A 13,089-nucleotide genomic window follows, 5' to 3' on the forward strand; every position below is an offset into this window, starting at 1 on the left:
GGCAAGATGGGGGCGTGACCCTCATCGATCAGCTGCCGCGGACCCCCGACCCCGACGCCTTGTACGAAGCCTTCGAGTCGTGGGCCGGCGAGCGGGGTCTCACGCTCTATCCCCATCAGGAGGAGGCGCTGATCGAGGTGGTCTCCGGCGCGAACGTGATCGTGTCGACGCCCACCGGCTCCGGCAAGAGCATGATCGCGGCGGGCGCGCACTTCGCCGCGCTGGCCCGTGACGAGGTCACCTTCTACACGGCTCCGATCAAGGCGCTGGTGTCGGAGAAGTTCTTCGAACTGTGCAAGATCTTCGGTACGGAGAACGTCGGCATGCTCACCGGCGACGCGTCCGTGAACTCCGACGCCCCCGTCATCTGCTGCACCGCCGAGGTCCTGGCGTCGATCGCGCTGCGCGACGGCAAGGACGCGGACGTCGGCCAGGTCGTGATGGACGAGTTCCACTTCTACGCGGAGGGCGACCGCGGCTGGGCCTGGCAGATCCCGATCCTGGAACTGCCGCAGGCGCAGTTCGTGCTGATGTCGGCGACGCTCGGCGACGTCTCCTTCTTCGAGAAGGACCTCACCCGCCGCACCGGCCGCCCGACCGCGGTGGTCCGCTCGGCGACCCGTCCGGTGCCGCTGTCCTACGAGTACCGCTACACCCCGCTCACCGAGACGCTCACCGACCTGCTGGAGGCCCGGCAGGCGCCCGTCTACATCGTGCACTTCACCCAGGCGCAGGCCGTGGAGCGGGCGCAGGCGCTGATGAGCATCAACATGTGCTCGCGCGCGGAGAAGGAGCAGATCGCCGAGCTGATCGGCAACTTCCGCTTCACCACGAAGTTCGGCCGCAACCTCTCCCGCTACGTCCGGCACGGCATCGGCGTCCACCACGCCGGCATGCTGCCGAAATACCGACGCCTGGTGGAGAAGCTCGCGCAGGCCGGTCTGCTGAAGGTCATCTGCGGTACGGACACGCTCGGCGTGGGCGTCAACGTCCCCATCCGCACGGTGCTGTTCACCGCGCTCACCAAGTACGACGGCACCCGCGTGCGCACCCTGCGGGCCCGGGAGTTCCACCAGATCGCGGGCCGCGCCGGGCGCGCGGGTTTCGACACGGAGGGCTTCGTCGTCGCGCAGGCGCCCGAGCACGTCGTCGAGAACGAGAAGGCGCTCGCCAAGGCGGGCGACGACCCGAAGAAGCGCCGCAAGGTCGTCCGCAAGAAGGCGCCGGAGGGCTTCGTCGCCTGGTCGGAGCAGACCTTCGAGAAGCTCATCGGTTCCGAACCGGAGCCCCTGGCCTCCCGGTTCCGGGTGACGCACACGATGCTGCTGTCGGTGATCGCCCGGCCCGGCAACGCCTTCGAGGCGATGCGCCGCATGCTGGAGGACAACCACGAGCCGCGCAAGCAGCAGCTGCGGCACATCCGCCGGGCCATCGCGATCTACCGTTCGCTGCTGGACGGCGGCATCGTCGAGAAGCTCGACCAGCCGGACGCCGAGGGCCGTATCGTCCGCCTCACGGTGGACCTCCAGCAGGACTTCGCGCTCAACCAGCCGCTGTCCACGTTCGCGCTCGCCGCGTTCGAACTGCTGGACCCCGAATCGCCGTCGTACGCCCTCGACATGGTGTCCGTCGTGGAGTCGACGCTCGACGACCCGCGGCAGATCCTCGCCGCCCAGCAGAACAAGGCGCGCGGCGAGGCCGTCGCCTTGATGAAGGCCGACGGCGTGGAGTACGAGGAGCGCATGGAGCGCCTCCAGGACATCACGTACCCGAAGCCCCTGGAGGAGCTGCTCTTCCAGGCGTACGACACCTACCGCAAGAGCCACCCCTGGGTCGGGGACCATCCGCTGTCGCCGAAGTCGGTCATCCGCGACATGTACGAACGGGCGATGTCGTTCACGGAGTTGGTGTCCCACTACGAGCTGGCACGCACCGAGGGCATCGTGCTGCGCTATCTCGCCAGCGCGTTCAAGGCCCTGGACCACACCGTCCCGGACGACCTCAAGTCCGAGGATCTGGAAGACCTGATCGCGTGGCTGGGCGAGATGGTGCGCCAGGTCGACTCCAGTCTGCTGGACGAGTGGGAGCAGCTCGCCAACCCGGCGGAGATGACCGCCGAGGAGGCCCAGGAGAAGGCCGACGAGGTCAAGCCGGTCACCGCCAACGCGCGCGCCTTCCGCGTGCTGGTCCGCAACGCCATGTTCCGCAGGGTCGAGCTGGCCGCCCTCGACCAGGTCGAGGAGCTGGGCGAGATGGACGCGGAGTCCGGCTGGGACGCCGACGCATGGGGCGAGGCGCTGGACAAGTACTTCGACGAGTACGAGGACCTCGGCACCGGCCCCGACGCCCGCGGCCCCAAGCTGCTGCTCATCGAGGAGGAGCCGGAGAACGCCCTGTGGCGGGTCCGGCAGATCTTCCACGACCCGAACGGCGACCACGACTGGGGCATCAGCGCGGAGGTCGACCTGACCGCCTCCGACGCGGAGGGCCGTGCCATCGTCCGCGTCACCGACGTCGGCCAGCTGTGAACGGCCGGACCGCAGCGAGCACAGGAGAATCCCACTCATGACGACGAACCCGGCCGAGAGACTCGTCGACCTGCTCGACCTGGAGCAGATCGAGGTCAACATCTTCCGCGGCCGCAGTCCGCAGGAGTCCCTCCAGCGGGTCTTCGGCGGCCAGGTGGCGGGCCAGGCCCTGGTCGCCGCCGGCCGAACCACGGAGGGCGACCGCCCCGTGCACTCGCTGCACGCGTACTTCCTGCGCCCCGGCATCCCGGGTGTGCCGATCGTCTACCAGGTCGAGCGGGTGCGCGACGGGCGGTCGTTCACGACCCGCCGGGTGACGGCCGTGCAGCAGGGCCGGACGATATTCAATCTCACCGCCTCCTTCCACAAGCCGGAGGAGGGCAGCTTCGAGCACCAGCTGCCGCCCGCCCGCGCGGTCCCGGACCCGGAGTCCCTGCCCACGGTCACGGACGAGATCCGCGAGCACCTGGGCGCGCTGCCCGAGCAGCTGGAGCGGATGGCCCGCCGCCAGCCCTTCGACATCCGCTACGTGGACCGGCTGCGCTGGACCACCGAGGAGGCCCGGGACTCCGAGCCGCGCAGCGCCGTGTGGATGCGCGCGGTGGGACCGCTGGGCGACGACCCGCTGGTCCACACCTGCGCCCTCACCTACGCCAGCGACATGACCCTCCTGGACGCCGTCCGTATCCCGGTCGAGCCGCTGTGGGGGCCGCGGGGCTTCGACATGGCGTCCCTGGACCACGCGATGTGGTTCCACCGCCCGTTCCGCGCCGACGACTGGCTGCTGTACGACCAGGAGTCGCCGATCGCGGTCGGCGGCCGCGGCCTGGCCCGGGGCCGGATCTACGACCGTGAGGGCCGACTCGTCGTCTCGGTCGTGCAGGAGGGGCTCTTCCGCAAGCTGGACTGACCGGCCCGCGGGCCGCCGGGCCCGGGGTTCCGCCGCTCGGGGCACGCGCGGTTCGGCACTGCGTTCGCGCCCGTGCCCCGATCCGGTGACCATGGCAGGAGGCGGCACCGCCGGCGTCACACGCCCGCCGATCCGGGAGGTGGCCACGCTGCACACCGTGCTCCCCGTCGTCTTCGCGGTCTGCGCGGCCCTCAGCAACGCCGTCGCGACGGTGCTGCAACGCAAGGCGGCACTCTCCGTGCCGCGCTCCCAGGGGCTGCGGGCCGGGCTGATCCTCGATCTGCTGCGCCGGCGCGTCTGGCTGGCCGGCATCATCGCGGTGATCGCCGCCGCCGTCTGCCAGGCGCTGGCGCTGGCCACCGGGCCGCTGACGATCGTGCAGCCGTTGTTCGTGCTGGAGCTGCCACTCACCCTCATCGTCGCCTCGCTGCTGATGCACCGGCATCTGCCGGGCGTGGGCTGGCTGGCCGTCGCGGTGGTGGTGGCCGGACTGGCGGTGGCGCTCGTCGCCGCGTCCCCGTCGGGCAATCGCACCCACGTGGAGCTGGACCGCTGGATTCCCGCGCTCTCCGTGTGCGCGGGAGCGGTCGTCACCCTCGCGCTCGCGGCCCTCAAGCGCCCGGAGGGACGCGCCCGGGCGGCCTGCCTGGGTGCCGCGACGGCGATCAGCTACGCGGTGACCGCGGCCCTGATGAAGGCCGCCACCCACATCCTCGACGATCAGGGGCTCGTGGCCTTCCTCACCGCCTGGCAGACCTACGCCTTCGCCGCGACCGGTGTGTGCGCTCTGTTCCTGCTGGAGAACGCGATGCAGGCCGGCCCGCTGGTCGCCTCGCAGCCCGCGCTCACCCTCGGCGACGCGCTGGTGAGCCTCGCCCTCGGCATCCTCCTCTACGAGGAGACGATCCGGTCCGGGTGGTGGCTGCTGCCCCAGCTGGTCGGTGTCGCGCTGATCGCCGCGGGGGTACTCGCCCTGGCGCGGATCCCGCTCACCCAGTCGCTGGTGGCACCGGGCGAGGCTCCGGGCGAGGAACGTCAGACAGCGGGAGCGCCCTGAGCGGCGATCGTCACCGGTGGGGCCGGGGGCATCGGAGCGCGGTGGCCGGCGCGCTCGCGGCCGAGGGCGCCTCCGTGGTGGTCGCCGAGATCCGGGATCGTCGACTGGGGCACATTCGGCGTGATCGTGAACATGTCCTCCCTTTCCGGGCTGACCGCCTACGCCGGTGTCGGGGCGTACGCGGCCGGCAAGTGGGGCTTCGTCGTCACCGGTTCTGACTCCTGACGACTGACCGGCTCCGGCTCCGGCTCATCACCCGTCCGGCTGGCACTTCGGGCACCACACCGTGCCGCGGCCGCCCATGCGGGTCCGGCGCAAGCCGGTGCCGCAGCGTGGGCACCTCGGGTCGGGGTCGTCACGGTGGCCGGTGAGCCAGGAGTCACGCGGCGGGACGCGGCCGACGGCGACCGACGAGCGCAGCGTGCGGCGCATCTGGTTGTACAGCCGGCGACGGTCGGCCGGGGTGAGATCACGCGCCGTGCGGTCTGGCCGCAACCGTGCTCGCCACAGGATCTCGTCGGCGAGCAGATTGCCGAGACCGGCGAGAACGGACTGGTCGGTGAGCGCGGTCTTGAGATACCCACGGCGTGACGAGAGCACGGCTTCGAAATCCGAGCGCTCCACGGACAGCGCGTCCGGCCCCTGCGGACCGAGTACCCGGTCGATGTCCGCGTCATCGCCCGCCAGCCAGAGTCCCTGGAGTTTGCGCTGGTCGCGGAAGCGCAGCTGGCGGCTGCCGCTCAGCGTGAACAGCACACGGTCGTGGGCCTCGACGGCGTCCTCCGGATGCCCGCAGACCAGCCGGCCGGTCATGCCGAAGTGCAGCACGAGTGTCGGACCGGCGCCGGTGCGGGCCAGCAGCCACTTCCCGTGCCGCTCCGGCGTGCCGAGGCGCCGGCCCTCCAGCGCGTCACGCAGCCGCCGGGCACCGACCCCGTGCAGTACGCCCGCGTCCCGCACCTCGACGCGCCGGATGACCCGTCCCTTCGCGCAGGACTCGAGCACCTGCCGGAAGCCTTCGACGTCGGGAAGCTCGGGCATGAGCGGCGCGTCAGGTTTCCTGGAGCACGGACAGCACGTTCCCCGCCGGGTCGGTGAACCAGGCGATCAGCGGACCGCCGCCGCGGAAGATGCCCTTGTCGTCCGCCTTGAGGTGGTCGTAGTGCTCGAAACGCACGCCTCTCTTCGTCAGCTCGTCGACCGCGGCCTCGATGTCGTCGACGGGGAAATTGAGGATGGTGAACGTCGCGGGAGTGTGGTCCTGCTTGGGATAGACCAGGGTGTCCCGGTCGCCCGCGATGTGCAGGAACAGCAGGCCGTTCTCCTCCGACACCCGGAGTCCGAGGGTGTCGCCGTAGAACGTCCTGGCCGCGTCGATGTCGTTCACCGAGAACCCGCTGAACGCCTTCGTCTCACCGAACATGATCGCCTCCTGGAATGGTCTCCTCAGTGTTCCGACCGGGACGCATCCGGAAACTCATCGCTTTTCACCCTGAACGTCGCCGGCCTCTGCGGTGCAGCCATCCCAGAAGGCCGTGTGAAGGGGGACGGTCCGCGGGCTCGGGCCGGCCTCCGGCCGGAACAGGGGGTGGCGCGGCCGATGCGGCCGGTGGCGCCGGGGCCGGTTCCGGGGCTGGACCCGGTGCCGCGTGTTGCCTACGCGCGGTCTCCAGCGTGTGAGCCAGGTCCGCCAGGAACCAGGCCACTTCGTCCGGCTCGCTCGCTGTCATGAGCGTCTCCGCCCGTTCGGCGGCGGGTGAGCCGGGCGTGCCGTGTGCCGGGAGGCGGGGACGACGGCGGTCCAGGTAGGCGCGTTCGCAGGGGTCCGCCACTGCTTCCGCCACGTCGGCGGGGTCGAGGAGAGCGGCGACGGCCGCCGCACGCGCCCAGGCGTCGTCCCCGGCCTGCCGCGTCAGGAACCCGATGTGACGTCCCCGCCAGTTGCGGGGCCGACGGTCCAGTCCGTCCTTCTGCCCTTCCCGGATCTGTGCGGGTGTGCGCCCCTTCAGCAGCCGGGCGTTGCTCCCCTCTGCCGCGAACTGCCGGAGTTCCTCGGCCAGATACAGCCAGACGACCGCCCGGTACCGGTTCAGGTAGAACGTCACCGGCACGAGCAGGCCGAAGCGGGCGAGACTCGTGAACCTGGCGGGTGTCACCCCCAGAAGCCCGGCCCCCTCACTGGTGCCGACGGTCGCGACGCGTTCGCGCAGCTTGTCCGGGAAGCGGTCCTCGGCGCGCAGCCGGCCGATTTCGGAGCGGGCGACGCGTGGCCCTCCGCCCCCTTCACCGGGAACGGTCCGGATGAGCCCGAGATGCACGGCGAGGTCGAACTCGCCGCGCTTGAGGCCGAGTTCGCGGGCTGCCCCGCTCGGAGCGCAGGTGAGGCGGTCGGTTTTCGCGATGGTGCCTGACATGGTCGGTCTCCCCCGTGGAGTCGGCGGCTCACGCCGGGTGCGGTCGCCGTGAGAAAACCGTAACCGCTCCGGCGCTCTGCGTGACGAGCCTGTGGATAACTCCGCGAGGGACGACGAATCCGCAGGTCAGACGTCTGTGGTCGGTTTGATTTCCGGCTGGCGGGCGTCCACGTCGAGATGCTCGCCGACCCGGTTGACCAGAAGTGTCATCTCGTACGCGATCTGGCCGATGTCGGCCTCGGCGCCGCTGAGGACGCACAGACAACTGCCCGTGCCGGCCGCGGTGACGAAGAGCACCGCGTCGTCGAACTCGATCATCGTCTGGCGTACACTGCCCGCGCCGAAGTGCCGTCCCGAGCCCTTGGCCAGGCTGTGCAACCCGGACGACACGGCCGCGAGGTGCTCCGCGTCCTCGCGGCGCAGGCCCGTGCTCGCCCCGGTCACCAGGCCGTCGTTGGACAGGACCAGCGCGTGCCGTACCTGGTGGACGCGCTCGGTCAGGTCGTCCAGCAGCCAGTCGAGTCCCTGGTTCTGCGCCATGTTCCGATCTCCCCGTTTTCTCCCCGTGCGATTCTCCTCCTGGCCGGAGGATCTCCACGCCAGCCTTCCCCAGGACCGCTGCCGGGGCAAGGAGGATGGGAGCCATGGCAGAGAAGATGACCGATGCGCAATGGCGGGAGTTCGTTTCCCACGGCACCCGCACCGCGAAGCTCTCCACCGTCAGGGCCGACGGGAGCCCGCACGTGGCCCCGATCTGGTTTCTGCTGGACGGGGACGAGGTGGTGTTCAACACCGGCGAGAACACCGTGAAGGGGCGCAATCTCGCCCGTGACGGCCGGGTCGCCCTGTGTGTGGACGACGACCGGCCGCCGTACTCCTTCGTGGTGCTCCAGGGCCGTGCCCGCCTGGTGAGCGACCTCGACGAGGTGCGGCTCTGGGCCACCCGCATCGGCGCCCGGTACATGGGCGAGGAGCGCGCCGAGGAGTTCGGCGCCCGCAATGGCGTCCCGGGCGAGCTGCTGGTCCGGGTCTCCGTCGACCGGGTCCTGGCGGAGCGGGACATCGCGGACTGACCGCGGCCGGGCCGGGCCACCTCAGGTCAGCCGACCGAGTCGAGGAGCCGGGCGGTGTGCATCCGCCCGGCGTACTCGACCAGCCTGATCAGCACCTCCTTCCCCGAGTCGCGGTCCCTGGCGTCGCACAGCACCACGGGCGTCCCCCGGTCGAGGTCGAGGGCGCGCGAGACGTCCGGGGCGCCGTGCTGCCGGGCGCCCGCGAAGCAGTTGACGGCCACCACGAACGGGATGCGCCGGTGCTCGAAGTAGTCGACCGCCGGGAAGCAGTCCTCCAGACGGCGGGTGTCCGCGAGCACCACCGCGCCGAGCGCCCCTTGCGACAACTCGTCCCACAGGAACCAGAACCGGTCCTGGCCCGGCGTGCCGAACAGGTACAGGGAGAGGCCGGACCGGATGGTGATGCGCCCGAAGTCCATGGCGACGGTCGTGGTGGTCTTGTGGTCCACGCCGCCGGTGTCGTCCACCGACTGCCCCGCTTCGCTGAGCAGTTCCTCGGTGCGCAGCGGCCGGATCTCGCTGACGGCTCCCACCAGCGTGGTCTTGCCCACGCCGAATCCGCCGGCGACAAGGATCTTCAACGCCAGCGCGGCCGAGTCGCCGTCCGGGGCGTCGGAGTGCTCGGAGACCATTGATCACTTCTCTCGTGTCGGGGGGTGCGGTCCTGGGTGGGGTGTGCGGGCCTCTACAGCGCCCTCAGTCCCGCGATCACCTCGCGCAGGATCCGTTCGTCGGGCAGCTGGGCCGGCGGTACGGGGCGGCTGACGGTGACGCGGCCGAGTTCCAGGAGGTCGCCGAGGAGGACCCTGATCACGCCCACGGGCAGGTCCGCTCCGGCGGCGAGTTCGGCGACCGACTGGGTCTCGGGGCGGCACAGGTCGAGGAGGGTCCGGTGTTCCGGGCCGAGCGGGGCGTCGTCCACGGGCGCGCCGGGGTCCAGGGTGACCAGGGCGATCAGGTCGAACCGCACGCCGGTGGGACCCGGCCGGGTGCGTCCGCCCGTCATGGCATAGGGGCGTACGAGGGGGCCGGCCTCATGGTCGTACCACTGGCCGCCCTGCTCGCTCAGGGTGCCCGTCATGTCCTCGGTCATCTGCGGGGACCGCCCTCTCGGCTCATCCGGCGGCGGGCGGTCGCGCGCCGGCACGAGGGGCCGTGCCGAGGTGCTCGCCGACGCGTTTGACCAGGCGGGCCATCTCGTACGCCACGAGGCCGATGTCGGCTGTCACGGCGGTGAGCAGGGCGAGGCAGGAGCCGTCGCCGGCGGCGGCCACGAAGAGGAACGCCTCGTCCATCTCCACCATGGTCTGGCGGACACCGCCGGCACCGAAGTGCCGTCCCGCTCCCTTGGCGAGGCTGTGGAACCCCGAGGCGACCGCCGCGAGGTGCTCGGCGTCCTCACGCCGCAGGCCGGTCGAGGCGCCCACGGCGAGGCCGTCGTTGGAGAGGACCACGGCGTGCCGTATGTCGCTGACGCGGAGCACCAGATCGTCCAGCAGCCAGTCGAGTTCGCCGGAGCGCCGGGCGGAACGCGTGCTCGGGTCCTGGATCATGCGGGGTCTCCTTCGCTGCTGTCTCTGCCCGTCGCGGGGCCGGGAATGGTGGCGCGGCCGGGTTTCCCGCCACCGCCGCGTGCCCAGCCGTCGCGGTAGGCCGCCATGCGGTCGCGTACGACTTCGGGGGTGCGTTCGTCGTCCCGGGGGGCCGGCGTCGGCGGCGGTTCCTCGGGACGCCCGTCGCGCAACTGCGGGGCGAGGCTGGCCTGTCGTACGCGACGCGGGAGGTCCTCGGAGCCTTCGGGCTGCTCCTGGGGTCGGTGCAGTCGCAAGGTGGCGACTCCTGGGGGTGGGGTGTGGCTCGTGGTCTCGGCCGCGGCCGGTACCGGAGCCACGAGGGCGCGCCGGTCGGCCGGTGCGGGGACGATGTCCTGGAGCGGGGTGGCATCGGGCACGCGCGCGTAGGCGCGTTCCTCGGGCTGCCGCGCGGGTGCCGTCTCACCGGGGGAACGTTCCGTCGCCCCGGTGTGCAGGAGCGCGGTGGGCAGCAGGACGACGGCGGTCGTGCCGCCGTAGGGCGAGGTCTTCAGGTGGACCTTGACGTCATGCCGGGCGGCGAGCCGGCTGACCACGAACAGTCCGAGCCGGTCGCTGTCGAACAGGTCGAGTGCCTCGGACTGCTCGATGCGGCGGTTGGCTTCGGCGAGGGTCTCGGGGCCCATGCCGAGGCCGCGGTCCTCGATCTCGACGGCGTAGCCGTTGCCGACGGGCTCGCCGGTGACGCGCACGCGTGTGTGGGGCGGCGAGAACTGTGCGGCGTTCTCGATGATCTCGGCGAGCAGGTGGGTGAGGTCGGCGACGGCCGTGCCGATGACGGCCGCTTCGGGGAGCTGCCGTACCTCCACGCGCGCGTAGTCCTCGACTTCGGAGACGGCCGCGCGGACCACGTCGGTCAGGACGACGGGCATGCGCCAGGCCCGGCCGGGGGCGGCTCCGGAGAGGATGATCAGGCTCTCCGCGTGGCGCCGCATACGGGTGGTGAGGTGGTCGAGGCGGAAGAGGTCGCTCAGCTCGTTCGGGTCGTCGGAGCGGCGTTCCATGCTGTCGAGGAGGCTCAGCTGCCGGTGGACGAGGATCTGACTGCGGCGGGCGAGGTTGACGAAGACTCCGGAGATGCCGCTGGCGAGTTCGGCGCGCTCCACAGCGGCCCGCAGCGCGGCCCGGTGGACCGTGTCGAGGGCTTCGGCGACCTGCCCGGCCTCGTCCTCGGCGGGCGGTCCCGGCGGCGCCTCCGCGCGGACGTCGATCTCCTCGCCGGCGCGCAGTCTCCGCATGGCCTCGGGGAGTTTACGCCGGGCGATCTCCAGGGCGCCGTTGCGCAGGCTCACCAGTTCCACCACCAGGCCGCGTCCGATGCGTACGGAGATGACGAGCGATGCGGCGACGGCGGCGAGACCGAGCAGGACGGCTGCTCCGGCGGGGGTGAGCAGTCCACGGGTGAACGGGTCGGCCCGTCGCGCGACGCCGCGTGCCGCGTCGTCCTCGATGGTGCGCATGCCGTGCTGCACGCGCGCGTGGGCGGTGTTCCAGGTGCTCTCGGGCACTGTCCCGACCGCCTTGGCGCCGGGCCCGCGGGCGAGGATGCCCTCCTCGGCGTCGCTCAGGCCCGCGTAGGCGCTGCTGTCGGAGAGAGCGTTCCACGCGGAGCGTTCGGTGCCGCGAAGGTCCGCGACGGCCGACGCGGTGAGGGTGCGGCGCACGTCGACGGCGCCGGTGAAGAGCCGGAGCCGCTCCCCGGCGAGAGTGCCGGACAGGCGGGCACTCGCCAGCACCGCGTCCTCCTGTGCCAACGCCTCGCCCGCGCGGGCGAATTCGAGCAGCACGCGCGCGTCGGATCCCAGGTCGGCGTCCTGGATGCCGGTGAGTGCTCCGCCGGCGCCGAAGGCCGCCGAGATGGTCCGGGTGTAGCGGCTGTGCGTCTCGGCCCATCCCACGCGCCGGTCCTGCACCGCGGCCCGCAGCGGCGGCAGTTCCTCGGTGCTCGTGACGAACGCCTCCAGCCGACGGGCGACTCCGGCGGGCAGTTCCTCGCTGTCGGCGACGGTGTTGTCCTCGCCGAGCCGCAGTCTCGCGACGGCGCGGTCGGTGCGCCGTGCGAGCTCGTCCAGTTCGCCGGACGGTACGGCCGACGAGTCGGTGGCGTGGCGTACCGCGGCCGCGCGTTCGGCCTGGAGGGCGGCGACCGCCGCGGAGACGGGGGCGCGGACCAGGGCGTCCACGCGCTGGACCTGCCGCAGCCGGGAGACGTCCTGGGCGGTGGTGACCGTGGCGTAGGCCCACAGGGCCAGGAGGGAGACGACCGGCACCATCAGCAGGCAGACGATCTTGGCGCGCACGGTGCGCGGGCGTATGTGCCAGCGCTCCGCGCGCGTGACCGTCCCGTCCGGTGCGGCGCCCGAGGGTGCATCGGGGCCCTCGTCGGCCGGTGGTCCGGCGTGTGCGCGGCGACCGCGCACGGGCGGGGGCGGCGCCTCGGCGCCGGTCGTGGGGGTCCTACGGGGTGTACGCATGGACTCCTCGCTCGGGAGTGGTTCGGGCCGTGCGCGGCAGGTTCGGACCCCGCCTGGGTCGTGTCCGCAAAGTCCCGTCGTCCGCCCGGAGGGCGGGCCCCACGGCGTCTGGTGCGTGCTCTCGGTGTGCCGGGTGGAGCCCCTCGTACTGGATGTACTTGGGGGTTCGCCCGGTGCGGCGAGAGTGCGTGCCAGGCGTCGCGGGGCAGGCGGGACTTTGCGGACCCGGCCTAGGGGGCGACACTCTCGACCGGCCGCTGCGCCGAGGCGGACGCCTCGCGCTCGCCTGCCGTCGGCGAGAGTGCGACGAAGGCCGAGGTCAGGAAGAGGTAGGACCCGAGGCCGACGGCGAGGGGGAAGATGAACTGCATCGCCGTGGCCCCGGGCAGTACCGCCCCGGAGGGCGTGACCCGCACGCTCACCGCGAACATCCCGGTGTAGTGCATGCTGCTGACGGCCGCGCCCATGATCAGGGAGGCGATGGTGACCGCGACGGGCGACTTGATGTTGAGGGCCGCCCACAGGGCCGCCGTCGCCGCGACGACGGCGATCAGGACGGAGAGCCCGACGAGCACCGGGTCGTAGGTGATGTCGCCGTGCAGCCGGACGGCCGCCATGCCCAGGTAGTGCATGCTCGCGACGCCGAGGCCGGTGGTGAGGCCGCCGAGGAAGAGGGCCCGGCCGCGGTCCCGGCCGTAGCCGACGGCGAAGACGCCGGCGCAGACGACGACCATGGCGACGAGCAGGCTCAGCAGGGTGAGCGGCACGTCGTAGCGGATGTCGGTGCCGGTGACGGCGAAGCCGAGCATGGCCACGAAGTGCATGGTCCAGATGCCGGTGCCGATCGCCGAGGCGGCCGTGACGAGCCAGTTGCGGCGCGAGCGCCCGGTGGCGGCGAGGGCGCGGACGGTGCAGCGCAGTCCGAGCGCGGCGCCTGTGCAGGCCATCGCGTACGACAGCGCGGGGGTCAGCCACCCCAGGGCGGCGTGGTCCAGGTGTCCCATGGCCCCGGGACGCTAGACCCGGCAAGGGCGCGCGAAG

The 13,089-nt window shown here is 71.9% G+C and carries 13 protein-coding genes; 4 read left to right on the forward strand and 9 right to left on the reverse strand.

From position 1 onward, the window contains the following. Window positions 1-14: 14 nt before the first annotated feature. The 3 genes from ACFZBT_RS26600 to ACFZBT_RS26610 all read left to right on the forward strand — a co-directional run bounded on the left by ACFZBT_RS26600 (window position 15) and on the right by ACFZBT_RS26610 (window position 4,495). Window positions 15-2,528, forward strand: a complete 2,514-nt coding sequence (locus ACFZBT_RS26600) for a DUF3516 domain-containing protein (protein ID WP_391108100.1) — start codon at window positions 15-17, stop codon at window positions 2,526-2,528. A 37-nt stretch (window positions 2,529-2,565) separates the two neighbouring features. Further along, complete coding sequence (locus tag ACFZBT_RS26605) at window positions 2,566-3,438, forward strand: acyl-CoA thioesterase domain-containing protein (protein ID WP_391108103.1); 873 nt, start codon at window positions 2,566-2,568, stop codon at window positions 3,436-3,438. 148 nt (window positions 3,439-3,586) lie between these two features. Continuing rightward, window positions 3,587-4,495, forward strand: coding sequence for a DMT family transporter (locus tag ACFZBT_RS26610; protein ID WP_391108309.1), 909 nt, complete (start codon window positions 3,587-3,589; stop codon window positions 4,493-4,495). Window positions 4,496-4,747: 252 nt separating this feature from the next. Here the strand turns inward: ACFZBT_RS26610 and ACFZBT_RS26615 are convergent, their stop codons facing one another. The 4 genes from ACFZBT_RS26615 to ACFZBT_RS26630 all read right to left on the reverse strand — a co-directional run bounded on the left by ACFZBT_RS26615 (window position 4,748) and on the right by ACFZBT_RS26630 (window position 7,449). Next, entirely contained in the window at window positions 4,748-5,536 is a 789-nt protein-coding gene (locus ACFZBT_RS26615; RefSeq protein WP_391108105.1) for a DNA-formamidopyrimidine glycosylase family protein, read from the reverse strand. Between the two features lie 10 nt (window positions 5,537-5,546). Then, a complete protein-coding gene (locus ACFZBT_RS26620; protein ID WP_391108108.1) occupies window positions 5,547-5,918 on the reverse strand; it encodes a VOC family protein in 372 nt (123 codons plus the stop codon). 64 nt (window positions 5,919-5,982) lie between these two features. Continuing rightward, window positions 5,983-6,909: a DUF6397 family protein gene (locus ACFZBT_RS26625; protein WP_391108111.1), complete on the reverse strand. Its 927-nt coding sequence runs from the start codon at window positions 6,907-6,909 to the stop codon at window positions 5,983-5,985. A gap of 126 nt (window positions 6,910-7,035) precedes the next feature. Continuing rightward, a complete protein-coding gene (locus ACFZBT_RS26630; protein ID WP_391108114.1) occupies window positions 7,036-7,449 on the reverse strand; it encodes a roadblock/LC7 domain-containing protein in 414 nt (137 codons plus the stop codon). A gap of 104 nt (window positions 7,450-7,553) precedes the next feature. On the opposite strand from ACFZBT_RS26630, the gene ACFZBT_RS26635 reads away from it, so the two are divergent. After that, window positions 7,554-7,982, forward strand: a complete 429-nt coding sequence (locus ACFZBT_RS26635) for a TIGR03618 family F420-dependent PPOX class oxidoreductase (RefSeq protein WP_391108117.1) — start codon at window positions 7,554-7,556, stop codon at window positions 7,980-7,982. 26 nt (window positions 7,983-8,008) lie between these two features. Here ACFZBT_RS26635 and ACFZBT_RS26640 read toward each other — a convergent pair whose 3' ends face one another. The 5 genes from ACFZBT_RS26640 to ACFZBT_RS26660 all read right to left on the reverse strand — a co-directional run bounded on the left by ACFZBT_RS26640 (window position 8,009) and on the right by ACFZBT_RS26660 (window position 13,052). Beyond that, the gene (locus ACFZBT_RS26640; protein WP_391108120.1) at window positions 8,009-8,614 is read right to left on the reverse strand and encodes an ATP/GTP-binding protein; all 606 of its coding nucleotides are present in this window, start codon (window positions 8,612-8,614) and stop codon (window positions 8,009-8,011) included. 53 nt (window positions 8,615-8,667) lie between these two features. Then, entirely contained in the window at window positions 8,668-9,075 is a 408-nt protein-coding gene (locus ACFZBT_RS26645; protein ID WP_391108123.1) for a DUF742 domain-containing protein, read from the reverse strand. A 22-nt stretch (window positions 9,076-9,097) separates the two neighbouring features. Beyond that, on the reverse strand, window positions 9,098-9,535 hold the full coding sequence (locus ACFZBT_RS26650; protein ID WP_391108126.1) for a roadblock/LC7 domain-containing protein: 438 nt from the start codon (window positions 9,533-9,535) through the stop codon (window positions 9,098-9,100). Then, on the reverse strand, window positions 9,532-12,048 hold the full coding sequence (locus tag ACFZBT_RS26655) for a nitrate- and nitrite sensing domain-containing protein (protein ID WP_391108129.1): 2,517 nt from the start codon (window positions 12,046-12,048) through the stop codon (window positions 9,532-9,534). Before ACFZBT_RS26655 ends, ACFZBT_RS26650 begins: the two co-directional genes overlap by 4 nt. A 230-nt stretch (window positions 12,049-12,278) precedes the next feature. Then, window positions 12,279-13,052 (reverse strand): MHYT domain-containing protein, encoded by a 774-nt coding sequence (locus ACFZBT_RS26660; RefSeq protein WP_391108132.1) that lies wholly within the window; start codon window positions 13,050-13,052, stop codon window positions 12,279-12,281. Window positions 13,053-13,089 lie beyond the last annotated feature (37 nt).

This window comes from Streptomyces sp. NPDC008137 (assembly GCF_042957035.1).
In the GTDB taxonomy this organism is placed as follows: domain Bacteria; phylum Actinomycetota; class Actinomycetes; order Streptomycetales; family Streptomycetaceae; genus Streptomyces.

Excerpts from the sequence above, each read along its gene's own strand:
- ACFZBT_RS26605 (WP_391108103.1), top strand. The coding sequence starts at position 2,566 with ATGACGACGAACCCGGCCGAGAGACTCGTCGACCTGCTCGACCTGGAG.
- ACFZBT_RS26615 (WP_391108105.1), bottom strand. The coding sequence starts at position 5,536 with ATGCCCGAGCTTCCCGACGTCGAAGGCTTCCGGCAGGTGCTCGAGTCC.
- ACFZBT_RS26620 (WP_391108108.1), bottom strand. The coding sequence starts at position 5,918 with ATGTTCGGTGAGACGAAGGCGTTCAGCGGGTTCTCGGTGAACGACATC.
- ACFZBT_RS26625 (WP_391108111.1), bottom strand. The coding sequence starts at position 6,909 with ATGTCAGGCACCATCGCGAAAACCGACCGCCTCACCTGCGCTCCGAGC.
- ACFZBT_RS26630 (WP_391108114.1), bottom strand. The coding sequence starts at position 7,449 with ATGGCGCAGAACCAGGGACTCGACTGGCTGCTGGACGACCTGACCGAG.
- ACFZBT_RS26635 (WP_391108117.1), top strand. The coding sequence starts at position 7,554 with ATGGCAGAGAAGATGACCGATGCGCAATGGCGGGAGTTCGTTTCCCAC.
- ACFZBT_RS26640 (WP_391108120.1), bottom strand. The coding sequence starts at position 8,614 with ATGGTCTCCGAGCACTCCGACGCCCCGGACGGCGACTCGGCCGCGCTG.
- ACFZBT_RS26645 (WP_391108123.1), bottom strand. The coding sequence starts at position 9,075 with ATGACCGAGGACATGACGGGCACCCTGAGCGAGCAGGGCGGCCAGTGG.
- ACFZBT_RS26650 (WP_391108126.1), bottom strand. The coding sequence starts at position 9,535 with ATGATCCAGGACCCGAGCACGCGTTCCGCCCGGCGCTCCGGCGAACTC.
- ACFZBT_RS26655 (WP_391108129.1), bottom strand. The coding sequence starts at position 12,048 with ATGCGTACACCCCGTAGGACCCCCACGACCGGCGCCGAGGCGCCGCCC.
- ACFZBT_RS26660 (WP_391108132.1), bottom strand. The coding sequence starts at position 13,052 with ATGGGACACCTGGACCACGCCGCCCTGGGGTGGCTGACCCCCGCGCTG.